This window comes from Treponema medium (assembly GCF_017161265.1).
Taxonomy (GTDB): domain Bacteria; phylum Spirochaetota; class Spirochaetia; order Treponematales; family Treponemataceae; genus Treponema; species Treponema medium.
The window spans coordinates 1,025,604-1,049,915 of the sequence record NZ_CP031393.1 but is presented as its reverse complement, the minus strand read 5'-3'; the positions used below and the strand labels follow the sequence as shown (position 1 = coordinate 1,049,915).

Sequence of the window (24,312 nt, the reverse complement as noted above, 5' to 3'; positions counted from 1 at the left end):
AGGAACTCCACCATAACGGCGTTTTACCCAATCCTTAGTTTCTATTCTTATTACGAATTACATATCGCATCGATATGCCGGAGCAGCTGTTCGCAGGTATACCCGCTGATGAGGTAGGCATTTGAGTTGCGGCTGTCGAAGAATACATAGTCGCCGCTTTGCAGAGGTGTAAACGAAAAGCGTAGCTCCGTGCCGTCGCCGAGCGCTAAACGCACCCGTGCCGTTTGAGGACTTTGCAATGGCGACGCGCTGTATATATCGATACAGGAGAATTTTTCTAAAAAGTTTTCCAATGCGCGAAACGCATCGCCGTTCGCTTCCGTTCTGATTACAGTGTGATTTTCGTACTCCAAACCTTGGATGCCCGTGCTGCGGAAAAGCGCCGCATATATCTGTAAGTCGAGCCAGAACGGAGCGGCGACCGTTAAAAAAGGTTCAAACGCATTATCGATTAAAAACACCTTGACGCTTGCTCCCGTCCGCACATACCGACCGGCACCGGCTGCATCGGTCATCCCGAAAAAGAGTTCCGAAAGAATGGTTTTATCCTTCCGCACAAAGACAATACGCGAAGCGTGTCCGTCATCGATTTGGTAATCGGGATAATCCTGCGGGCGTGCCGATATGGGGAGAAAGGAGCGGTCGGCGCCGAGCAGCGAAAAAAAGCGGTCGATAATTTCCTGCCTGACCGGATAGCTGCCGTTTGTCGTGCGGAGATAAAAGCGGGGGCCGTCTTTAATCAGCGTCATTTCGCCCATCTCTACCGGTTCAGCCCTTGTCGGAATAGAAAACCGGATTTCCGCAACCTCGCGGATATCCGGTTCATGCATCAAGCTGCTCGAAAAAACGCCCGCCCGGGAAAGCCGGTGTAAAAAGCTCAGCGCATAGCCGCAGAGCAGCACGCAGAGGATGATAAACAGAACTTTTGTTTCTTTTTTCATGCGTGGTTCCTCCGCCGGATGATATACAGCGCGGCTCCTACACCGATAATCAGCAGGGGTACAAGCACGAGATTAAAGATACGGGCAGCGGCGATAATGCGGTTAAACACTGCCTCACTTTCAAAATAGCGGAAGGGCAAAACCGCAGGCTGTTTATTTTTCAGCTGCAAAAGCGCATCCTGCCGCGCAATCCAGTACACGGTATTCACCATAAAGTCTAGATTCGCATCGGAATTTGTGTATTCTACAGCGGAACTTACGCAATACTCATCCGCAACTACCAAAAGCCGCGCATTATCTGCACCGCTGATACCGCTCACCGTATTGACGCCCCGCTCGCTGAAGGCTGCAAGCGGATAGGCTGCATGTTCTCCATTCGCGGCTGCGGCAAGCTGAGTTCCGTGCGGGTCGGTGTTATACGGCGGCTGTTGCAGCGCCGACCGAGTGCTTGAAACAAGCAGTGGAAGCGGCGTCTTTCCCCGCGCGGCAGTACAAACTACCTCCGACGGCCAGAAAAACTGCACGGGCTTTGCCGCAGATAGCAGCGGAGGAATCGCTTCCGCCTCCTGTCGGAACACCTGAACCCAAAACGGATAGTTGATATGCTCGTACCGAGCGCCGTCGGCGGCCGGTAATGTCATGCGGAAGTTTACGGGATCCAGCACAAGATTAGTCTGCACCGCAAAGCCGGAGCGGGCGAGCAGTTCAAGCAGTCCGTCATCTTTTTTGGGTGTTGCCTCCCAGCTGCCGCCGATATCCACGGTGTTTGCGGACACAAAAAAGACGGCGGAACCATGCCTGTTAATGAAGGTATCGACGGCCGTCAGCATATCGGCATCAAAATAGGAAGAGCCGATTACCAATAGCGGAATTTCGGGGTGCAGCTCAGGATAAGGCTTGGTCAGCATAATCGGTACAAAACCCGCATACTCAAGCCACGGCAACACATACTTATAATTGCCCGCTGCACCGTTTTCTGTGCCGCCTTCGGGAAGCGCAACATAGACGGAACGGTCGAGTTTTCTTCCCTGCGCATCCTGATTCATCTCGGTAATGAAACGCGCAATATCAGCTTCAAGGGTGTAGATATCGGAGAGGAACGGAATAACGCGGCTTTCCCCGCGGTACTCGCACAGCAATCCCGAATAGAGGTTTTGTAGTACCTGCGTATTGTTGCTGTTCCGCTCAATTTGCCGAGCGACAATGCCGAGCTGATTCAGCTGCTGCGGGGAAAGCGCCTCCGTATCCTTGTATATAATGAGACAGCGTCCGTCCGCAGTACGCTGATATTCTGCGAGGATGTCTTCGACATATTGCAGCGACGGCAGGAACCCGTCAATATTATACGAGCGGAACCATGTAATCGTTACCGTTCCTTCGAGGCTGTTCAGTATCGATCGGGTATAGGCTGAAAGCGAATAGGTGTGCTGTTGTGTCATATCAAGCCGGGCATAGAGCCGCTGTGAGAGCAGCGCTGCCGTTACTATGATGGCGCCTAGCAGCAGGGCTTGAATACGGTACTCTTTTACGCTGCGCATTTTTATGCTTATCGATTTTGTGTTCATCGGCTTTCCTCCTGAACGTACAGTAAAAAGACCGAAAGCCCCTGCGCCGCAACGATGAGCAATATATAGAAGAAGAAATCACGGGTGTCGAAAATACCGCGCGCAGCCGATTCAAAATGAAGCGTAAAAGAGCAATAGCGCAGTATTTTTACAATGGCTGACGGGAGCGGCAAAACTTGAGCAAGCACGTGGCTTGCGGTAAAAAAGATACCGGTAAAAAAGCTGAGCAAAAAGCTGACGGCGGTGTGCGCAGAGATATTTGAAAGTGCGAGCGACCATGCGGTAAAGGCTGCGCCGAAGAAGAGGACGGCACAATACGAAAGAAAAAACGGAAAAAAATCAAAATAGACAAGCGGAATCACCGAAAGCGGAATCACCATCGTAAGCGTGGCGGCTCCTGCAAAACAGACGAGCAGGGCTGCATATTTTGCCGCGGCAAGCAGGCGTTTATCCACCGGATAGGCGGCAAGGAGGCGGTCGGTGCCGTGCTTTTTTTCATCAGCCCAGCTGTTCATCGCAAGCAGAGGAATGACAATACAGAACAGGAACGGCAGATTGAGAAAAAAGGAGCGGAAATCCGACAGCCCTGCTGAAAACCAGTACCCTGAACCCACGAACGGGAGCGCCGCTCCGAGGTAAAGCACAAGCGCCGCCGCATAGAGCGCAGGGCTGTATATGAGGGTATGCAGTTCCTTGTTAAAAAGCGCCTTAAACGCCGGGAATCGATTCATCGCCGCCCCCGCTTACCGGCTTCCGATTGTTCGGCACCTGCCGCAGATGATGGCGTTTCTGAATATGAGCGCTTCCGTCCCGCGGCTTCGGAAGCGGCAGATTCACGGAACTCGCGGGTGGTAACTCCGGCGTACTGTTCAAAGGTTTTGAACAAAAGCGTATCGGAAGCAGCATCTTCTTCAATGCCGAAGTCCTCGTATAAACGCTCAGCAAGTTCCGCCCGTGTTCCTCCGGCAATCTGCCGTCCCTTGTGGAGCAGGATATGCTGCGAGCATATCCGTCCGGCCAGCTCAAGCTGATGGGTGCAAAGGATGACCGCCGCATACGTGGATAGCGCGAGTATCTTTTTTTCAAAGTCTTTCAGCTGGAACGGATCAAGACCGGACGCGGGTTCGTCCAAGAGGACGAGGCGGGGGTGATGGATAATCGCTTGCGCAAGCCCTACCCGCTGCCGGTATCCCTTCGATAACTCTTTAATCCGTTTGGCGTATACCTCTTGCAGATCGGTAAACTCAACCGCCTCGTCAAGCAGGTCTTGCTGTATGCTGTTACCGAAGCCGCGCATTTGCAGCGTAAAAAGCAAGAACTCCCGTACCGTCATCGAATCATAGAGCGGGTTTTGCTCATATAAAATCCCGATATTCCGCTTAGCCTCGATCGGTTCGTTCAAAATAGAGTATCCGCAAATCGATACGTCTCCGGAAGAGGGCAAGCGGTATCCGCTAATGCTGTTCAATACCGTACTTTTCCCCGCTCCGTTTAATCCGAGCAAGGAGTAGATACCTCCAGCCTCCGCGGTAAAACTGATGTGTTCGCAGCCGGTTTGCTGCTTCTTTCCTGTGCCGTAATATTTACAGATGTCTTGTACTTCAAGGATAATCACTATCGCCTCTGCCATTAGGATCTGCTTGCAGCTTCAATACTTTTATTGCTTATTAGAAACCTCTAAAAATCTAACCGAGTTTTTAGAGACGCCCTATTCTTTGAATACCGTAATATCGTCCACGGTTTTCCGTTTCGGCATCGGCGGCTCTTCGGCAGCATAGCCTACGGCAATAACAGCAACGATGATTTGATTTTCATCAATATTAAAAAACTTTCTGATTGCCGCCTCATCGTAAATTCCCATGATGAGCGTTGCAAGCCCCAACTCATGCGCTTTAAGGCAGAGGTTCATCGCCTGCATTCCATGGTCGTAATATTGAAAGCCGTCTTTAAGGTGCGTTTCATATTCACCGTCCCGTGTAAAGCCTGAACGCTTGTTGACCACTGTAGACACAATCAAGACCGGCGCGTTTTGCACATTTCGCTGATTAAAATCCGCAAGACATTTTGCAAGCTCTTTTTCAGCATTACCTTCCGCCACATAATAGCGCGAAACTTGAGAATTTTTCCACGAAGGAGCCAGAGTCGCCGCCTGAATAATTTCCCGCACCAGCTCATGCGATACAGGCTGATTTGTATATTTGCGCACGCTTCGACGCTGTTCCATACATGTTTGTAAATCCATACGGATACCTCCTGATGAGAATGTACTATATCACTTTTCGGATAATCAACAAACCCCGCGCAGAACATCTGAGTATAGTTGTTCTTATAAGGGGTTACAGTTTGCTTTAATACCCTTTGTTATGACGCAGAACGTAGCTGAAAAACAGCAGGTATTAAATCCCCGTACGAATAAATCACGTAGCTTTTTTATCAAAATCAGATTATAGTATTTGAGTGAACAAAAGACACAATCTTATTCTAACGATATTAATACATCTGCTAACTTTTATCGCAGGATTTCTGAACGGTGTATTTTTTATTACAGCCGGTACGGCAGTCAGCCATCATACCGGTACTATTACTCGTGTAGCGCTTACTCTTTCCAAAGGAGCTGTTGCGGAGGCTGCCGCCTTTTTATTGCTTATTCTTTCTTTTTATATCGGAGCATGTATCTCCGGTATGCTTTTTCATAAGAGTGATTGCACATTCTCAAAACGCTACGGTATTCTTTTATTGGTTTTCTCAACAGTGTTTTTCGCGATCGCTGTTATAAGGCCGCCATTACGTATTGTCCTTTCAATAACATGTATGGTACTCGGCATACAAAACGGCATGTTCATTCCGTATAATGGTATATTGATACGCACCTCGCATTTCAGCGGCTATTTAACGGATGCAGGTATTGCAATGGGGAAGGTTCTCCGTGGAAAACGGCAAGAGCTGCTGCGCAGTGTACACTATCTGTCCGGTATTATATATTTTGCCGCCGGTGCAGCCGCTTCTGCATTTATACCTTCCGCTTTGTTTTTTTATATCATTGCAGTTCTCTATTTCTTTACTGCGGTATTTTATTTTGCTTTTCTTGGAAAATCTATAACCTAAGTATAATGCGGTGGGAGATTTTAGAATCCCCGAAGGTACTCATCCTGCGGGGATAATTTCTGCGGCTAATATGCCATCCCTTCTACTGCTAAAGAATCCATCCACAACATCTTAACCACTGTAACGGTAAGGGTGCCATTTTCGGTTTGAGTACCCTTGCGTACATAGACGGTAATGCCGTCAGCAGTAAAGGTGTCGTAGTCATCGAGCGAATCAGGCGAACCGGCAAACACGGCCGGTTGAGGTACGACGCCGCCTCACGTGCGGCATCCACCTAAGTAGGTATACACGCTGGTTTCATTGTGTTTTGCAAGAAAAGCTCTTGCTTTTTCATCAACAGTAACTGTCATAGTTTCTCCCATAAAAAGTCAAGAAGAAAGTATCAACTTTCGATTGACTTTTTACGCACGTTCGCAACGAAGTGAGAACGTGCATATAATATACAAGTTTGCGTTTAAGCAAACTTGGGTAACTAAAAGCCGTGCTATTTGTACGGATTTTAGTTTACACTCCTTTTTCTTCAATACATTAAAACATTAAAGAAATTTTTCAATTATAGGATTTATTCCTAGTTATAGAGATAATATAAAAAATTTTTGACTTTTCGTCAAATCTATTAAAAAAAATGTCAGGGTAAACTCATCAGGCATTTTTATATTTACTCGTTTGATGTGGCTGCTCGTAATAAGCAATCTGCAGATCACTTGACAAAGTCTAAAAATAACAGAAACATAATCATATTATGTTATATACTAAACATTCATTATGCTTTGCACTGCTGTCCGTTTGTATTGCAGCGGTGTTTCTTCCTCTCTATAGTGCTGAAGCAAAGAGTTCTATCAGTTCAACAGAGGGAATAGCAGAACATGAGAAAAAGGTTTTATATGGAGATGTTTCTCGAAGTTCGCCTTTTTCTGAGCAAGAATATGACCAGCTTATTTTAAAAATGTATGTTAGTCCCGCCAATACTCCGTTGTATTGGTTCGAAAAAGGTGAATGGCAATTAAAAGAAGATAATTGTTGGGTGTCAGGGGGCGAGGATGAGATTGTTTCTCCCTACCAATTAAATATGATAAAACGAGTTCATTATTATAGGTACAAAAATATGCATCCGCTTGACTCCACATATTATGCACAAGATGAAGATACTGTAAACTTCCTAAAAAGATTCTGTTTTTATCGGTTTACGGGAAAGACCCTGTTACCATGGCTAGATGTCTATCTTTTTGCGTTGGATATGCATACAGGTCTTATCTTTTACTATGCACTTCCAAGCAGGTTTGATAAAATTTTAGGAAATACCGTTCCACGGGATTGGGTCACACTTGAAAAGCACCCTTATGTAAAGGAAAAATTTCCCAATAAAAAATTTTATGAATTTGATCCAATTGGTGTTATGCAGACAAACGGAAAGATTTGTTTATATGATTGGATTACTGAACAACACAAACGAAAAGATTCTGATATCGGTGTCTATATCCCGCATCTTGATGACTACAAAGACATTGCTTCACAAGTCTCTTCAGGCTATTCTCCGTATCGGATAAACTAAGTTCTTAACGAGGTTCCTTTCCGTATACGGCAGCAGCTTCTTTTGCGTGTCGAAATTTTTCCCAATCAGGTGTATGCGGTATAAAGAAGTCGTCGGAAGTAATAGGTTTACTTGTATCGATGAGTTTCACTTTTTGTTTGGCGGTTAAAATGTGCAACACTGCTTCGTCAAGCCGCTTTGCAAACGCGGTATCGGTGCGGGCTTTTTCGGCAATGGCTGTAATCAGCGGATAGATTTTAGACATTGAACACATAACCATATCGCAGCCGGCAGCGATTGCACCCACTGCATTTTCTTCAGGCGAAGCTCCATTCTGTCTTAATGCCTGCATTGCAATATCGTCGGTGATGATAAGACCGGAAAAGCCCAAGTCATTACGGAGCAGGGCAATTCCCTTTGCGGAAAAACAGAACGGCACTGCTTCAATTGCCGGTACCGTAATATGGGAAATGAGCGCCGCTGCCGCACCGTCCGTAATTGAAGGTCGGAATACTGAGCAATAGCGGCTGAGGAAGGCTTCATAGTCAACAGTTAATTCGGCAGCACCTTTGTGTAAATCCGCGGCGCCGTTGCCGGGAAAGTGTTTGACTGCCGCAAGAATACCGGCTCCCTGCATACCCCGCACTGCAGCGGCGGCGTATTGCCCCGCTTGTTCGGGATCCGGGCTGAATGTCCGCGTACCGAGCGCCGCTGCAACGTCTTCCGTTCCTGCTTCTGCAACCGGTGCCAGATTAAGATGGAGACCTAGTTCCCGCATTTGTTGTCCCAATAACCGATAGAGCTCCTCCGTTTCCTCGACGGAAAAACGCTTGCCGACTTCCTCTGCAGCGGGCAGCGGGGCGGTGATGCGGCGGGTTCGGTACACGGTACCGCCTTCGTTATCAAGCGCAAAAAGCGGCGGGATAAAAGTATGACTTGAATGGCGCGCCGCTTCCTGAAAGCCTTGTACGGCCGATTCCAAAAAGTCTGCAACTGCTTGGGGCGTGTCTGCGATATTATATCCGAACAAAAGCACGGCTCCCGGAACGGTTCCTTTAAACGATGCGATGCTTTTTGCATCCGCCGTTTTGCTCCCCGCAATATTGACCATCAGTACTTGCGCCGCTTTTTCTTCAAGCGAAAGCTGAGAAACAACGGCACGTAGGGACGCCTCATTTTGAGATGAGGCCGTATATTCGGAAGCTGCCGTTGATACGGTAAGATTGCAGGGCTGTACGGCTCTATTACCGATATGTTCGGGAGAGCTGCCGTTCTGCGTTGATGTTGGCGCCGCTTGTGTTGAGAGAGGAGCCGCTTGTACCAAGGCAGCAAAAGGCTGCGCAAATAAAGCGGGGATGATAAAAAAGAAAACAGCTGCAGCCGTCAAACAACAGCTGCAGCATATTTTTTTTATTGCTAACATAGAAAAGCTATACCGGCGGAGTGGCTGTTAGCGGATTTCTGCGAGCGAGTCGCCTTCTGCAACTTGAGTACCGGCGGCTGCCACAAAGTGAATAACACCCGCCTTATGTGCATTGATTTCCAATTCCATCTTCATCGATTCGAGCATCATGACTGTTTGCCCTTCGCTTACCTGCGAGCCTTCTGCAACGCTGTACCGTAATAGCGTACCGGCAACGGGAGCGGTAAGTTTTTCGCTGCCTGTTCCGGTTGAGGTTTGTGCGGATGCAGCGGGCTGTTGTGTTGCCGGTTTTGATACCGGTGCTGCTTGCGCTGCGGCAGGGGTTGCCGATGTGGTCGATGCCGAAGCTGGTTGGGCGACTGCTTTCGAAGCTGAGTTTGCGGGCGTTGCCGATTTTGATGCCGGTGCCGAAGCTGCGGTAGCCGTTTTTTGCGTAGATGCAGAGGATGCGTTCTCTTTTACACTTACTGCATAATCAGTACCGTTTACGGTGAATATTCCGTTAGATGAAGAAACCGCATAATCGGTTCCGTTTACCGTTACCGTATACGAGCCGCTGCTTGCACTGCCTGCTACTTTTTTCTCTGCCGTCGGTGCCGTAAACACAACAGGACCTTTACTGCGCTCTTTAAAGAATTTGGGCGCAACCTTGGGGAACATCGCGTAAGTCAAAACATCTTCGATGGAATTGCCCGCCCCGTTTTCTTTTGCTTCGGCTTTTATTTTATCCAGCTCATTGGGAATGAGGTCGGCAGGACGCGCTGTTACAGGGGCTTCTACTTTTGCTTCTGCCAAAGCGATTTTTACCAGTTCTTCGTTGCACGGAGCGGGAGTTTTACCATACCGGCCAATAAGCAGGTCGCGGGTCTCTGCGGTCAGTTTTTTATACCGTCCGAACAGCACATTGAATACCGACTGAGTACCGACAATCTGGCTAGTCGGAGTAACAAGCGGAATATAGCCGCAGTCCTTTTGAACAATCGGGATTTCTTTTAATACCGCATCCATTTTGTCGGAGGCTTTCAGGTCGCGCAGCTGATTTTCGAGGTTGGAAAGCATACCGCCCGGAACCTGCGACACAAGGATACGGGTATCCGCACCGAGGAAGCTCGATTCAAACTGAGCGTAATGCTTGCGCACTTCACGGAAGTAGGCCGCAATTTCAAGGAGCAAGTTAATATCCAAACCGGTATCCCATTCGGTGCCGCGGAAAATTTCTACCATAGTTTCTGTCGGACTGTGGGATGTCCCCATCGACATGGACGAAATCGCGGTATCCAAGATATCCGCTCCGGCTTCCGCTGCTTTAAGCAGTGTCGCTACGGAAAGCCCTGTTGTTGCATGGGTATGAATATTGATCGGAATACTCGTCTTCTTTTTAATCGCCGTTACTAAATCGAATGCTTCCATCGGCTTTAAAAGCCCTGCCATATCTTTAATACAGATGGAATCGGCACCGAATTCCGTATACGTTTTTGCCAGTTCCGCATATTTTTCGATAGTATGATATGGGGTTGTTGCAAAGGAGATAGCCATCTGAACATGCTTACCGGTTTTCTTTGCTGCATCCGCCGCACGTTTAAGGTTGCGCGGATCATTAAGCGCATCAAAGATGCGGAACACACCGACACCGTTATCGGCAGAAGCTTTCACAAACGCATCGACGACATCATCGGCATAGTGCCGGTAACCCAATAAGTTTTGTCCGCGCAGCAACATCATAATGGGAGTATTCGGCAGCGCTTTATGCAAAGAACGCAGTCGCTCCCACGGATCTTCATTTAAAAAACGGATACATGAATCGAACGTCGCTCCGCCCCATGCTTCAAGGCTCCAATACCCGACGCTGTCCAGCTTATTGCAAATAGGCAGCATATCTGCAGTTGTCATGCGCGTTGCATGTAAAGATTGATGCGCATCCCTTAATACCAGATCGGAAATCCGAACTTTGTGTGCCATACATTACTCCTATGCGGTTCATCTAATGAACATTAAAATATAATGATATTGCTTATTGGTGCTTTTTGCAAGGTATACACCTTTTGCAAACAGGGTAAACGCATCAGGTCGTTTTTTTAACACCTCCGCGGAAAAATTGAGACTATTCGACCGAACTGCCAAGGATGGCAGTGGTTCCATACAGTAGTGATGTTTTGTGCACGCACAAAACTCGCCTTCAACTGTTGTACACGGATGTACAACAGTTGAAGATGGTTCAAATGGTCTCACAGTCTCAATTTTTCCACGGTTTTTACCTACTCACCTGATGCGTTTACCCGTCTGCTGGACAAATGTGCGAAATTTTATTTCCTTAAAATGCAACAGTTGAACAAAATATGAATTTTGGAAACTGTTGCATTCGTGCGCGAAAAGCGCACACATCAATACGCAAGTTTTCGAAAGAAAACTTGACGGTTAAGGTGAGCGGCGCCATTGTAGACGCTCACCTTATACCTATGAAATTTCGCACAGAAGGAAGGCAACCTCTGAAAATATTTTATAATGCGGTTGCCCTGCTTTTGCAAATATGCGGGGCACTTTTTACAAAAGGCTTACGGAAAGACTGGTTTCAGAAATCATAGCCTCATTATTCTGTAGTTGGTTTCTAAAGCTTTTAGAGGTTCTCATAAGTTGTGTTAGGAAGGGTAAAGACGAGAATCGCGCGACTAATCAACACCCCCGACGCGGCATGTGAGATAACCCTTTGCATAAATCCAAGCAAAGACTAATCGGCGGATTTATGTGTTGTAAAATTCAGTTAGGAACCTCTAAAAACAAAAGTTTTTAGAAGTTCCCTAGTATGAGCGATTGGTTTCTGCCAATACCCGTTGGTACACTTCGACAATTTTTTTTGTCATTGTCTGATAATTGTCCTGTAACGCGGCTGTGCTTATTTCTTCTTTGAGGGTTTTGCTATCCTTAGCGCTTCGTTTTTTGTCATACAGATTGTGTAGAATTTTATTAAACGCGGCTGAATCTTTAAAGGCGAAACCGGTTACTCCTTCAATATATTGATCTTCATTTTCTTCGTCATACAGATGAACTACAGGTATGCCGCAGGCAATCGCTTCAAGAGCCGAAACCGAATGGTTTTCCGAAAGCGAGGTCATAATGTATGCATCACATAAGTGGTAATAGTATTTGATATTCTCATGCAGTACGGCACCGGTAAAGATAACCGAATGGGTAAGGCCATAATCTTTTGCCTGCTGTTCAAGTTCTGCTCTAGCAGGACCGTTTCCGATTATAAATAATTTAGCATTCGGCATTCCGTCTACAAAGTATTTCCAATATTCTAATGTGAGTGAAAGATTTTTTTCCGCAGCAAGTCTTCCACAAAAACAGGCGATAAAATCATCAGGTTTAATGGCATACTGGATTTTAAGATTTTGAATGACATCCTGATTGAGCGTATCTTCGGCAAAATCGGTGGTAATACATGCATTGGGAATTTTATAAATCGGTGTTGTTACTTTGCATTGCTTTAAAAAATCTTCCAGTTTTGTCGATGCACAGATAACCGCTTTAGCGGCATTGGTATACCGTAAAATACCATGGTCGATAAAATCTTTTACCGCTTTAAGATTCTGTAATGCACCGAAATAGTGAATATAATCGTAATACATACTATGGCAGGTATATACAATCGGTATATTGAGTTTACGCCCTGCATACAAGGCGAACAGGCCTTGGCTGAATTCATGGTGAATATGAATAATATCGGGATTCCATTCTTTTAGCAGCCTTAATCTGGTTCTACTACGCGGGTAAGAAACGGAATAATTGTAAAGATTGTGCAATTTTACGGCAGGGCTGTATAAAATACCGTCAGTAATATGGTGATGCTTTGTATTCGCATCAGGCTTAACGATAAGAACCTCATGCCCCAATTCAATTAGACCTTTCCTCAGCGCTTCGATATGATATACGGCGCCGTTAATTTCCGGAAGATAACACTCGGTGATAATAGCAATTCGCATACTGGTAACCTTTATAAGTATGACTTTAATCCTATCACGGTAAGACGGTAAAAGCAAGCATCAAATCAGAACTTCAAAACAACTATGATATTTTGTAAGAACGTGCCGGTATACATCTAAGGGCTTTTGATCTATCTGTTGATATGCGCAGTGGACATCTTTCTTTGTTTTATCTATTATTACTTACCAAATATCTCTCAGGGTTAAAAAATGAAACGTTTTATCATTATTCTATTACTATTGTTAACACCTGCCGTATTTTGTTTTGCAGATACGCCTTATGCGTTATTTGTGGAAAATGACCATTGGATTTATGATGCAATGCATATCCTTTCGGTTGAATCGCGGCAGACAACGCTTGCAAACCGTCAACCGCTTTCTAAGGGTGAGCTTGCCGAATATTTTTCTACTTTTGACAATGCTGCTATACCGCAGGCGAGTGAACCGCTATACCGTATGATGCAGGGATATTTTTCAGGGCATTCGTTTTTATTTACTCGTAAATATTTTACATTTGATGTGAACGGCATTTTTACGCTGCAGGGGCAATATGTACACAATCGTGAAAACGAACCTCGGCTTGATAGTTTTTTGCGGTATAATAGAACCCCCGCTGTTGTTTCCATCCCAATGCATGTGATGTTTACCCGGTATGTTGATTTTTTTGCAAATTTCAGCTTAAAGAAGAATTATTGGGCAGCGGAATTGTCCTATCCGTATACAAATCTGCCCTTAGAAGGGAATGCGTTTGATATGACATTTCCTACGCAAGCAGGGCTGAGCCTTGGAAATCACTTCTTTAATTTTACTATTGGACGAGGTGCTTTAAATATCGGTAGGTCACTTGCGGGTAGTATGCTGATTGCAGATACCGTAGACCGAATGGATTATATGACTGCTTCGCTTTTCTATAAAAAGGCACATCTGTCGCTGAGTGTGTTAGAATTGGAGCCTACCCGTTTTTTGTTCTCTCACGAAGTGTCTTTCCGCCCGCTAAGCTGGCTTATGTTTCGACTTTACGAAGGAGTTGTCCTCAATGCGCCATTCGATCCTCGGTATTTAAATCCAATGATGATTTTTCATAACTATTATGGATGGCGCGATCCCTCTTTTAATAAAAGTACTGCAGGCGCTCCCAATTCCGATGAAGGTAAAGCGCTGATAGGTTGTCAAATCGGTTTATCTGTTGAGATTGTGCCTATACATGGACTTCGGCTATATGGGCATTATGGGCAAAATCAGTATCAATTAGCTTTTGAACGAAAGAACTATCCCTTAGCCCGGAATATTCCCAACGGTCTCGGCGGTTCTGCCGGTATTGAATATATTCATCCATTCAGCTTTGGACACCTTTCAATAACCGGAGAGTTTTTATATGCAAGTCCATGGATGTACATTATGGAGAATAAACATGTAAGTTTGTATCATCGCAGACGAGATACCATTGCCGGCAAAGAAAAGTTTAACGATTATATTATGGCATGGATTGGAAATCCCTACGGTCCGGATACTATGGGAGCTTTTTTGCAAATTTCCCTAACGGAACCGCAAAAGTACCGTGCAAAACTCGGTTACCGTTTTTTGGTAAAAGGGGAGAATGAAGAAAAGTTTTTTGATCCTAAGCAAGAGACTGGCAAAGATATTTACTATCCTCCTAAATACCACTATAAACCGATAGTAGATGCAAAAACGCCTTCTGCGAATCCGGCATACTTCCATACGATTTCGTTAGGAGGTTCGTACAGGGTGATTAAACAGCTTGATCTGAATGCAGGGCTCAACTGGACAATTGTAACCGGCAAAAAGAGCGGACATGCAGTGGATATTTATTCTTCTGTGAAATATACGATTCGGTAAAATCTGTTTACTGTATCCGCCCCTGCTTGAGCATATCGCTAATTTTTGATATCTTTCGCAATTATTATAAAAATAATTGTGAAAAAGATGAGGTATGTATGAAAAAACTCTTATGCGTTGCGTTATTACTCACCACGCTCCACACAGTATATATTCATGCGCAGGCTCCGGTAGATTTGTTCGATCCATTTTACGAAGATTTATCGATATGGGAGGGCAGCGGTTTAATTAATGATACACCGAGCATTAGACCGTATCCGTTACAGGAAATTGAACGTATATTGCAAATAGTTATAGAAAAAGGGGATGCCGGTCAGCGCAGAAAAGCTGCCGAATATCAAGCACGTTTCTTTCATCGCGCTTTCCATTTTGGGGGGAAAGCCGAATTTAATTTCGCACGACAATCAAAGAAAAACGAAAATCAATTTTTTATAACGCCCTTTGCTAAAATGAATTATCAGATAACAAAAATGCTGACCGTTTCGGCGTATGTAAGTTTTAGCCTATTTAATAAACTAGATAATCCTTCTTTGCTACCCGCTGATACATATTCCTCTAAAGATATTGCTCGTGATCATGGTACAGCAATTGGTAAATGGAACACCTTACCGATGTTTAATTCATCCATAACATTCGGAACTCCTGAGTATTATTTAACGGCAGGATTAGGACGTACTTCTTATGGGCCATTCCATGATAGCGGTATTTTTATTTCTCGTCAGGCTTTTCATGCAGGACAGTTTATTTTTACGGTTAATAAACCAAAGTGGGCATATAACCAAGTTTTACTACTGCTTTCAGCAACTAATAATGCAGGATACGATCTAGGACCGAACAAATTTTTAGCATCCCATTCTTTGGATATACGACCGCTGCCATGGCTGACATTTTCTATAATAGATTCAATGGTATATGGAGGACGATTCGAGCCGATTTATTTAATCCCATTCTCGGCATTCTTCTTAGGTCAAAGTATTTATAGCTTTCCTGATAATTCCTTATTGGGGATGAGTTTTACGGTTAAGCCTATAAGGGGTTTACGCTTTGATGCCGCATTATATGTTGACGATCTTGGTTTAACTGAAATTATTAAATTTAAAAGTGCATTATGGCGTTTAGCTGGAGAATTCGGGGTGTCTTATACCATGCCGAATACTCATTGGTTCTCGTTTGTTGATTTAAATTACACGCTTGTGATGCCGTATATGTATACACATGTTGACGATGATAATTATAAGAAACCTAATTATCAAAATTATACGCATCATGGCTCTCCGCTTGGAACAAACCTTGAACCGAACTCCGATAGGATTCATCTTAAACTTAAATTTCGACCTGTTTATGGATTTGATATCAATCTTTCCAATACCTTTATCAGGCATGCTAATACAACTGAAAGTATTACAGATATCAGTATGATAAAAGATTACCTTGCAAGAAAATATACCACAGACGGTTCGGTGTTTAATCACCCTACTATTACAGATAGAACTTCAAATGGCAACACTCACTGGAAAAATCATGCATTTCTTTATTCCACTCCCTTTATGCGACAGCAGACCATCCAGTATATTAATCAACTGGCACTTGACATCAGCTGCCATTTACCGATTGTAAAGTCGGGCGGGTATATGCTGTTTAAATTCGGTTACGTGTTTGAGGCAAATATCAACCCGGGTGTGCGAAGGAACATTTATTCGCCCGTCGATTCGATGAGTGGATGGGATAAAAAGAAGATCGAAAAAATGACCGCAGCAGAGATCCAAGCTGTCAAAGATAAAGCTGCAGAACAGCTTGCAGATTGGCGTAAGAAGGCTATTGGTAAGCAGTTCAACCACTATATCCGGTTAAGCGCAGAGTTTGCGTATTAGGACTCCATCGGGTTTTCGCTCCGAAACGAATTTTGTACATTTACCGACAATCGACACCCCCGACGCTCTGTGTCGGGGTATTAAACTCTACACATAAATCAATTTTCCCGGTGCAAAGCATCGGGGAAACATTTTATTTCAGTAGCGGAGAATCCTTATCAATCAATTGGAACGGTACCCACGTTATTTTATCGGGGGTACCACCCTTTATTCTTTCGATAATAACCTTTGCAGCACCACCACCTTGTCCGTTTGCATCCTGCAACACCGTCGCAGCCATCAAACCTTCCCGTATAGCATTCCGTCCTTCAAGCGTTGCGTCTACACCAAGAACAAAGACATCTTTTCTATTGGACGCCTCCAATGCCTTAATAGCGCCAAGCGCCATTTCATCGTTATTCGCCAATATCGCATTCAACTGACGGTCATACGTCATAATCCATTTTTCGGTAATGGTAGCCGCTTGGTCACGCTGCCAGTTTGCCGTTTGTTCGGCAAGTATGGTAATCTCGGGGTATTGGGACGTGAGTACCTCCTTATTACCCTCAGTCCGTTTTAGCGCACCTTCATTTTCGAGGATACCGACCAGAATTGCAACACCGCCTTTTCCTTGCAGCAATTCGCCAACCCGCTTCCCTTGAAGCCAACCTGCGATAATCTCCTGTGATCCGACATAGTACACACCGTCAGGGATACTATCTTCTTTGCCTGCAAAAGGATTGCGGTTGACATAGCAGAGCGGAATATCTGCGTTGCGTGCTGCATTGGTGATAGCATCCATTGAACTGGTATCTACCGGTACAACAATTAATCCCTTGACGCCCTTTGCAATAAAGCTGTTTACCTGATCCTGCTGCTTGATAGTATCCTCAGTTGCATCCTTAACCTCAATTCGGCCTCCCGCTTCGGTAATGGTTTCTTTTGCAGCTGCCAGAATATACGTCTGGAAAGTATCATTGAGACTATTGATACAATAACCAATCGTAAAGCTGTTATCCTTCGTATCGGATGCATGAGTCGCATTAGCTCCTTTCTTTGCACATCCTAACAACATTGCAACAATGGTCGTAACATACAACATTCGTCTTGCAAAAGTCTTCATATCTTCCTCCTGAACGTAAATTCCACCGGTTCATTTTTATAGATATATCTGTTAATACGTTACCTGTACAACCTTATCGGTGCGTTCGACAACCGTACCAATAATTGCCGGTTTTCCGCAGACGGTATTTTCAAGAACAGCGCAGAGTTCTGCATATAACTGTTGAGCGTCTTTTTGCGCTACCGCGATAACAAGACCGCCTGATGTCTGCGGGTCAAACAGGATATCTTGATAGGCGCGCGGCACTCCGTCCAGCGCAGTATTATCCCCGACAAAGCTCCTATTTGAATACGCTCCGGCGGGAACAAAGCCCATTTCGGCATATTCAACGGCAGCGTCAAAAATCGGCAGCGATTTACAGGTAAGCTCAATACTAAGGCCGCTTCCCTTTCCCATTTCATACAAGTGCCCCAACAGTCCGAAGCCGGTGATATCCGTACAGGCGTGAACCTCGTATTTGGTCATCACAGTGCAGGCGGCGGCATTTAAGAAGGCCATAACGTCATATACACTTTTAAGCTCGTCCGTACCGAGCATATCAGCTTTCGCAGCCGTCGTCAAAATGCCGGAGCCGATGGGCTTGGTTAAAATCAGTACATCACCTGTTTTGCACGCTGAATTTCGCAGTATTTTATTTGGATGCACAAAACCCGTTACCGCTAAACCGTATTTCGGAATGCTGTCGTAAATGGTGTGCCCTCCGCAGATAATTGCTCCCGCCTCAAACGCCTTGTCGGCGCCGCCCCGCAGTATCTCTTTGATAACGGATTCGGGCATTTTTTCCGAAATACAAAAAAGATTGAGCGCCAGTTTCGGAACACCGCCCATTGCGTAAATATCACTGAGCGCATTAGCGGCTGCAATCTGTCCGAACATATAAGGATCGTCCGTAATAGCCGGAAAAAAATCGGCGGTAAAGATTAAAGCTGTTTCGTCATTGATTTTATAAACCGCCGCATCATCCGATGTATCGAAACCGACTAACAGCCGGGGATCGGAGCAAATAGAAAAGCTTTTTAATAATCCGTCTAGTGCACCTGCACTTAATTTTGCCCCTCATCCCGAATAGGACGAAGATTTAATTAAACTGAAATTGTTATCTGGAAGCGTACAAGTCATGTTTGTCCCTTACTTGAGTTTATAGGCACTGTTGAAAAACTCATTCACAATTCGTCTCAGCGAATATAGCGCATATTATTTAGTTATGGAATAGGCCAATACAGTTATCGGGTCTCTTTAAAAATAGAGATATTCAGAGAGACCCTGTTTTTAGAGGTTCACCGCGGTGTATTTTCCGGCGGCATCAAAACTGAACACTTCATCGCGTTCAATGTTTGCGAAGTTCTCTGCGCCGAACACAGCGCCGCCTTTTATCGTAACTTTAACCGCCGTACCGCAAGCGGAGCTGAGTTCGCGCGGCACGGGAATAAGCTTGATAGTAATCGTGCCGTTTTGCACAGCCTCGCTTTTTTCGAGACTGCGCATACAAACGAGTGCTTCGTAATGAGTGTGAAATGTTATTACGTAGCCGTCAATCATTTTGAAACAGTGATTTTCCAGTCGTTACCGTCGGCAGAGACAGAGGTCTTTGCTTTCATCTTATCGCAAAAGCGAATAACGTTTTCTTTTGAAGTTTCGTTATCGACAAGCACCGTAAAATTCTGATGTGCATCAAATGCTTTCTTTGTCCGTACTACCGGTTCGGGGCAAGAAAGTCCCCGTGCATCTACCGTATAATCTTCCATTTTGGTCTCCTTCGGATATCTCTAAAACTTTAAATTTTAGAGGTTATCCACGTAGATATTTTCTATGTTAAAAAAAAGCGACATCCCTAATGAGGTCGATGATTAGGGACGCCGCGAAAACATTATTTATTTTTTGCCGCGTAGTATACGCTGACACAGGCTGTTACAACTAATCCGATAACAACGGCAATCATCCCCGCGCTTGTCGGCCCTTTACCGGAAGAAGCAAGACCGAAGTTGTGAGCGAAAGCAGCGCCTGCAATCAAACCGGTTACAGTTATTGCCGAGTCGGTATTACCCTCGCCGGTTAAAATGAGCTGGCGCAAGGGGCAGCCGCCAAGCAGAACGCTTGCCCATCCGACCAGCACCATACCAAGAGCATTCCACAATCCGTCGGTGTGAGCAACTGCCTGCCCCGCAAGTCCGAGCTTAAACTGTCCGGTTACAAGCGTTCCGATAAACACAGCAACTAAAATAGCAATACTTCCCGTTAAAAGGTGAAAATCTTTGAGCATAATCGCATCGCGGATACCGCCTGCAGTACAGAGCCGGCTGCGTTGTGCCAATACACCGCCGACAAGACCGATACCAAGTGCGAGTGCAATTGGCGCATGCATTGAACCGGGCCCTTTTTCGCTAAAGACGAGAACGGCAGGGAATGCAACCAATAAAATGAAGAATACGATCATCACGATGGGGGCAAACATACCTTCCTGTCCGGATTGGGGATACGCACGGCTCAATGAGAAGTTCTTGTTGAGGAACACAACCCCGATAGCGATACCGATGATGAACCCTACAAGCCCAAATACCGCATTCAAATCGCCTGCACCCAAACGCAAAAACATACGCAGCGGGCATCCCAAGAACATCAACGCACCGATCATTACAAAGAAGCCTAATACAAAGCGGGTAAAAGGCGCTGAACCGCCGCGGGGCTTAAACTCTTTTTTTATAAGTGCAATGGCAAACGCACCAATGATAAGTCCGATAACTTCAGGGCGCATATACTGTACCACAGCTGCATTATGCAGTTTTAAGGTACCCGCAATATCGCGCAAGAAACAGGCAATACAGAAACCCATATTCCCCGGGTTTCCGAATTTAACCAATACGACAGCCGCAATACCGATGAATGCGCCTGTCAATGCCACCATGAAATGTTTTTTCATTCCATTCCTCCAGTATTAATATTTTAAATAAAAATATAAAAAAAATTATATATAGTATGATACAAGGACTTTATGGGACTGTCAAGATTTCTTTTGAAAACAATGCCGAATTGGTACGATTGGAAAACACTTCTTTTTATGCTATATTATTATCTACTTTACTTTAGGATTATTTTTATGGAAGAAAAATTATCTACGCTTTGCTCGGTTTTAAGTAAAGACCAACCGGTACTTATACAAACGCATGATTTTCCGGATCATGATGCCCTTGGCGCCGCTTATGCTCTTTTAAAACTTTTAGAAAGTTACGGCTACAAAGTGGAGATTGCTTATGGCGGTCATATTCAAAGTTTATCTTTAATAGAATTTGTAGAATATTTAGACTGCCCACTTCTGAAACTTGATGAAATTGATGATTTAAAAAAATACCAAGTTGTAATTGTCGACGGCTCTCCTTTTAAGGGAACCGTAAAAAAGGTAGGCGGTATTTTAAAGGCCGTAATAGATCACCATCCGGCACGAATGCAGTCTACAGCAGCTTATACGGATATAAGGGCGGAAATCGGGGCATGTTCTTCCATTATTTGGTCTTATTGGAAAGAGTCGGGAAAAGAATATGACGAAATGACCGCGACAGCAATGATTGCGGGTATACAGTTGGATACGGCTTTTCTATCCAGAAGTGTCAACAAACTTGATCTGGATGCTTATTATGAGCTCTACTTTAAATCGGATGTACAAAAAACATATCAAATGATTAAAACAACCATAAACATCTGCGACCTCGAAGAAATAGGACGGGCTTTTACCGACTATTTACGCATAGATAATTTCTTAATTGTAGAATTAAGTGAAGATTACTCAAGAGCTATTCTGTCGGTTGTAGCCGATTTTTTAATTTGGATAAAAGATATTTCTTTTGTTATTGTAATAGAAACAAACGGTCCCGAATACAAACTCTCTGCACGAAGCCGTGATAGCAAACTTGATGCGGGTTATCTAATTCAAGAAACGGTAAAAGACATGGGGTCTGGAGGAGGCCACGCGCACATGGCCGGCGGAGTGATAGATGCAGAAAGATACTGCGGCAAAACCGCATTTTTAAACGCTATCATTGCATTAGCTCGTTCTGAACAAGGAAAATAAAACCGATACAAGCAGAATAAAACCAAATTCGGGTTTATTCTGCTTGTCCGTTTCCGGATCATTATTCCGGCGAACGATAGTGCTTCCAACCGGATTAACCGATACCGCCGTAGAAAATACCGAGAATATATATGATGACGGTAACGCCGCAATAAAGATATTTTCCTTGCACAACATACGCGCTGCCGACCGGTTTTAAGCGGCCTTTTGAAACTTCGCGTAACACGAAATCTTTATTGCATACCCAGAAGAACATAATACCGGCAAGTAACGCTCCGAGCGGAATAATATAAATACTGATAATATCCATCCATGTACCGAGTATGTTTCCATCTTCAACTATAAGACCGACAAGAAATCCTATACCAAGTATGATTGCAAGAGCAACCTTTCGGCTGAGCTTAAACTTTTGCTGCAGCATCTCTACCGGTGTTTCATACAGATTGATCAACGAAGTCATTCCGGCAAACAATACCGCAACAAAGAATATAATCGAAAACAGGGTGCCGGCAGGCATTTCTTTAAAGATCATCGGCATGGTGATAAACATCAACGGAGGCCCTGCTGTCGGTTCAAGGTTATACACAAAGACCGCGGGGATAATAACCAATGCTGCAAGCAAGGCTGCGAGTGTATCGAATATCGCCGTGAATTTTGCACTGGTTGGAGCATCTTCATTATCTTTCAAATAGCTGCCATATACCACAGTACCGCTTCCGGCGAGGGATAATGAAAAGAACGCTTGACCGAGTGCATAAACCCACGTTTTTACATCAGCCAATTTACTCCAGTCTGCTTTAAATAGAAAGGTATATCCGTCAGCTGCTTTCGGTAATGTCGCAACACGAATGGCAAGAATAATAAATAAGCCGAAAAATGCCGGCATCATCACTTTGTTGACTTTTTCGATACCTGATGAAACACCTGCCGCCATAATTATAAAGCAGCCGATAATTGCGGCACTGTGCCACGGTAAGCTTGAAAGCCGTCCCGCAATGGCACCGAAGTATGCACCACTGTTCTCTGCAGCAAGCATGGAGCCTGAAAAAGCTCCTACCGTAAAGCGGATAATCCATCCGACTACAACTGTGTATCCGATTGCAATACCGAGCGAACCGACAACGGGTATCCATCCGATGGCGGCGCCTGCATTATTACCGTGCATTTGAGTTGCTTTAAGAAATGCACCGCACGGGCCTGTTCTCATTGCTCGTCCTAAGCACATTTCTTCAACGATGCCGGTGTACCCGATTAATGCAACAAAGATAATGTAGGGAATTAAAAATGCTGCGCCTCCGAACTGCCCTGCACGGAACGGGAATAGCCATATATTTCCCATGCCAACGGCGGAACCGATACAGGCAAGAATAAATCCAACCTGTGAACCGAATTGATCGCGCCGTGTTTCTTTATGTATCATAGCCGTTTCCTCTTACATAGGCGGATTAGTACGCTTCGTGTTCCGAATGTCCGCTTAGGACTATTTAATGGGTTCCAAGTGAGCTTGGAAGTGGCGCAAAATCGGCGGTTCCCAGATGATGCGGTAGCCTTTCACCTGCGACGCCCGTTCTTTGATGTTGATTAACGCTTCGGCAATGACATCCAAATGAGCCTGAGTATACACACGACGCGGAATAGCCAATCGTGCAAACTCGAACTCGGACTTAATCTGCTTACCTGTTTCAGGATCATTGCCGAGCATGAACGACCCGATATCGCAGGTACGGATGCCGGCTTCTTTGTACAGCTCTACACAGAGTGTATGGCCGGGGAATTCATAGTAGGGGATGTGCGGGAACATTGCATTCGCATCGACGTAAACACCGTGTCCGCCCGCAGGATTCTGAATGGCAACGCCCGCATCAAGCAGCTGAGATGCCAAATATTCCATAGAAGCGTTACGGTATTTCAGATATTCTTCATCGATACCTTCATAAAGACCGATAGCTAAGGCTTCCAAATCACGGCCGGAAAGACCGCCGTAGGTAATAAATCCTTCAAATGAAATGCAGTTGCCCTTAATCAGCTGATAAATATCTTTGTTGTTCTTAATACCGATGAGGCCGCCCATATTGACGATTGCATCTTTTTTTGCACTCATCGTAAAGGTGTCGGCATAGCTGAACATCTCGCGGACAATGTCTTTAATGGATTTATTGTTGTATCCCGCTTCGCGCTCTTTGATAAAATAGGCGTTTTCTGCAAAACGAGCGGCGTCGATATTAAAGAGGATACCGTATTTTTTCGCAATCGCAGAAACTTCACGAATATTTTGCATTGATACGGGCTGACCGCCGGCGGAGTTGTTTGTAATGGTCATAACAATCATGCCGACATTTTCTTTGCCGTATTCATTGATATACTTTTCAAGTTTTTCAACATCCATGTTGCCCTTAAACGGAGCATAGACAGACGGTTTTTTTGCTTCCGCACATACGCAGTCTACCGGTTTGCCGCCGGATAAAGTAACATGCGCTCGTGTCGTATCAAAGAACATATTGGAAAGAGCGAACTGCCCTTTTTTAAGCAATAAGGGGAACATCACTTTTTCCGCTGCACGTCCTTGATGTACCGGTTGGATAAATTCGTATCCGAAAATATCCTGTCCCGCTTCGAGCAATTTAAAATAGCTTTTGCCGCCGGCATACGCCTCATCACCGACCATCACACCCGCCCACTGCTTATCACTCATTGCGTTTGTTCCGCTGTCGGTTAATAAATCGATGTACACATCTTCCCCGCGCAGGTTGAACATGTTGTACTTTGCCGCTTCAAGTTTTTTGAGGCGTTCTTCGCGGGTTGTCATTTTGATTGGCTCTACCATTTTGATTCTAAACGGTTCCGGTACATACTTTTTCATACGATTTCTCCTTC

The 24,312-nt window shown here is 44.9% G+C and carries 21 protein-coding genes; 5 read left to right on the top strand and 16 right to left on the bottom strand.

Going from position 1 to position 24,312, the window contains the following annotated elements; translation table 11 throughout:
* Positions 1–50 precede the first annotated feature (50 nt).
* The 5 genes from DWB79_RS04710 to DWB79_RS04690 all read right to left on the bottom strand — a co-directional run bounded on the left by DWB79_RS04710 (position 51) and on the right by DWB79_RS04690 (position 4,748).
* Complete coding sequence (locus tag DWB79_RS04710; protein WP_016522895.1) at positions 51–941, bottom strand: DUF4340 domain-containing protein; 891 nt, start codon at positions 939–941, stop codon at positions 51–53.
* Positions 938–2,506: a Gldg family protein gene (locus DWB79_RS04705; protein WP_016522894.1), complete on the bottom strand. Its 1,569-nt coding sequence runs from the start codon at positions 2,504–2,506 to the stop codon at positions 938–940. The genes DWB79_RS04710 and DWB79_RS04705 overlap by 4 nt, the downstream gene beginning before the upstream one ends.
* Positions 2,503–3,237: an ABC transporter permease gene (locus tag DWB79_RS04700; protein WP_016522893.1), complete on the bottom strand. Its 735-nt coding sequence runs from the start codon at positions 3,235–3,237 to the stop codon at positions 2,503–2,505. The genes DWB79_RS04705 and DWB79_RS04700 overlap by 4 nt, the downstream gene beginning before the upstream one ends.
* Positions 3,234–4,136 (bottom strand): ABC transporter ATP-binding protein, encoded by a 903-nt coding sequence (locus DWB79_RS04695; RefSeq protein WP_245541298.1) that lies wholly within the window; start codon positions 4,134–4,136, stop codon positions 3,234–3,236. The genes DWB79_RS04700 and DWB79_RS04695 overlap by 4 nt, the downstream gene beginning before the upstream one ends.
* A gap of 78 nt (positions 4,137–4,214) precedes the next feature.
* Positions 4,215–4,748, bottom strand: coding sequence for a nitroreductase family protein (locus DWB79_RS04690; RefSeq protein ID WP_016522891.1), 534 nt, complete (start codon positions 4,746–4,748; stop codon positions 4,215–4,217).
* A gap of 215 nt (positions 4,749–4,963) precedes the next feature.
* Here DWB79_RS04690 and DWB79_RS04685 point away from each other — a divergent pair, with 215 nt between their 5' ends.
* A complete protein-coding gene (locus tag DWB79_RS04685; protein ID WP_016522890.1) occupies positions 4,964–5,611 on the top strand; it encodes a YoaK family protein in 648 nt (215 codons plus the stop codon).
* A 65-nt stretch (positions 5,612–5,676) separates the two neighbouring features.
* On the opposite strand, the gene DWB79_RS12170 is transcribed toward DWB79_RS04685, so the two are convergent.
* On the bottom strand, positions 5,677–5,961 hold the full coding sequence (locus DWB79_RS12170) for a CC/Se motif family (seleno)protein (protein WP_276324582.1): 285 nt from the start codon (positions 5,959–5,961) through the stop codon (positions 5,677–5,679).
* A 392-nt stretch (positions 5,962–6,353) separates the two neighbouring features.
* On the opposite strand from DWB79_RS12170, the gene DWB79_RS04675 reads away from it, so the two are divergent.
* A complete protein-coding gene (locus DWB79_RS04675) occupies positions 6,354–7,163 on the top strand; it encodes a hypothetical protein (RefSeq protein ID WP_016522888.1) in 810 nt (269 codons plus the stop codon).
* A gap of 4 nt (positions 7,164–7,167) precedes the next feature.
* Here the strand turns inward: DWB79_RS04675 and DWB79_RS04670 are convergent, their stop codons facing one another.
* The 3 genes from DWB79_RS04670 to DWB79_RS04660 form a co-directional block, all read right to left on the bottom strand.
* Positions 7,168–8,565, bottom strand: coding sequence for a glycoside hydrolase family 3 N-terminal domain-containing protein (locus tag DWB79_RS04670; protein ID WP_016522887.1), 1,398 nt, complete (start codon positions 8,563–8,565; stop codon positions 7,168–7,170).
* 27 nt (positions 8,566–8,592) lie between these two features.
* A complete protein-coding gene (gene oadA / locus DWB79_RS04665) occupies positions 8,593–10,524 on the bottom strand; it encodes a sodium-extruding oxaloacetate decarboxylase subunit alpha (protein WP_016522886.1) in 1,932 nt (643 codons plus the stop codon).
* An 836-nt stretch (positions 10,525–11,360) separates the two neighbouring features.
* On the bottom strand, positions 11,361–12,545 hold the full coding sequence (locus DWB79_RS04660; RefSeq protein WP_016522885.1) for a glycosyltransferase: 1,185 nt from the start codon (positions 12,543–12,545) through the stop codon (positions 11,361–11,363).
* A gap of 210 nt (positions 12,546–12,755) precedes the next feature.
* Here DWB79_RS04660 and DWB79_RS04655 point away from each other — a divergent pair, with 210 nt between their 5' ends.
* Both DWB79_RS04655 and DWB79_RS04650 read left to right on the top strand, forming a co-directional pair.
* Complete coding sequence (locus DWB79_RS04655) at positions 12,756–14,402, top strand: hypothetical protein (protein WP_016522884.1); 1,647 nt, start codon at positions 12,756–12,758, stop codon at positions 14,400–14,402.
* A 98-nt stretch (positions 14,403–14,500) separates the two neighbouring features.
* Positions 14,501–16,273: a hypothetical protein gene (locus DWB79_RS04650; RefSeq protein WP_016522883.1), complete on the top strand. Its 1,773-nt coding sequence runs from the start codon at positions 14,501–14,503 to the stop codon at positions 16,271–16,273.
* 133 nt (positions 16,274–16,406) lie between these two features.
* On the opposite strand, the gene DWB79_RS04645 is transcribed toward DWB79_RS04650, so the two are convergent.
* From DWB79_RS04645 to yedE, 5 genes are all read right to left on the bottom strand, one after another.
* On the bottom strand, positions 16,407–17,375 hold the full coding sequence (locus tag DWB79_RS04645) for a substrate-binding domain-containing protein (RefSeq protein ID WP_016522882.1): 969 nt from the start codon (positions 17,373–17,375) through the stop codon (positions 16,407–16,409).
* Between the two features lie 51 nt (positions 17,376–17,426).
* Positions 17,427–18,494: a selenide, water dikinase SelD gene (gene selD, locus DWB79_RS04640; RefSeq protein WP_084762270.1), complete on the bottom strand. Its 1,068-nt coding sequence runs from the start codon at positions 18,492–18,494 to the stop codon at positions 17,427–17,429.
* A gap of 150 nt (positions 18,495–18,644) precedes the next feature.
* On the bottom strand, positions 18,645–18,914 hold the full coding sequence (locus tag DWB79_RS04635; RefSeq protein WP_016522880.1) for a putative Se/S carrier protein: 270 nt from the start codon (positions 18,912–18,914) through the stop codon (positions 18,645–18,647).
* Positions 18,911–19,120, bottom strand: a complete 210-nt coding sequence (locus DWB79_RS04630; protein ID WP_016522879.1) for a sulfurtransferase TusA family protein — start codon at positions 19,118–19,120, stop codon at positions 18,911–18,913. The genes DWB79_RS04635 and DWB79_RS04630 overlap by 4 nt, the downstream gene beginning before the upstream one ends.
* Positions 19,121–19,242: 122 nt before the next feature.
* Positions 19,243–20,292, bottom strand: coding sequence for a YedE family putative selenium transporter (gene yedE, locus DWB79_RS04625; protein WP_016522878.1), 1,050 nt, complete (start codon positions 20,290–20,292; stop codon positions 19,243–19,245).
* A gap of 177 nt (positions 20,293–20,469) precedes the next feature.
* Between yedE and DWB79_RS04620 the strand changes: the two genes are divergently transcribed.
* On the top strand, positions 20,470–21,438 hold the full coding sequence (locus DWB79_RS04620) for a DHH family phosphoesterase (protein ID WP_016522877.1): 969 nt from the start codon (positions 20,470–20,472) through the stop codon (positions 21,436–21,438).
* A 94-nt stretch (positions 21,439–21,532) separates the two neighbouring features.
* Here DWB79_RS04620 and DWB79_RS04615 read toward each other — a convergent pair whose 3' ends face one another.
* Positions 21,533–22,858 carry a sodium-dependent transporter gene (locus DWB79_RS04615; protein ID WP_016522876.1) on the bottom strand — a complete coding sequence of 442 codons (1,326 nt, stop codon included), beginning with the start codon at positions 22,856–22,858 and terminating at the stop codon, positions 21,533–21,535.
* A gap of 60 nt (positions 22,859–22,918) precedes the next feature.
* The gene (locus DWB79_RS04610) at positions 22,919–24,298 is read right to left on the bottom strand and encodes a tryptophanase (RefSeq protein ID WP_016522875.1); all 1,380 of its coding nucleotides are present in this window, start codon (positions 24,296–24,298) and stop codon (positions 22,919–22,921) included.
* Positions 24,299–24,312: the final 14 nt, after the last annotated feature.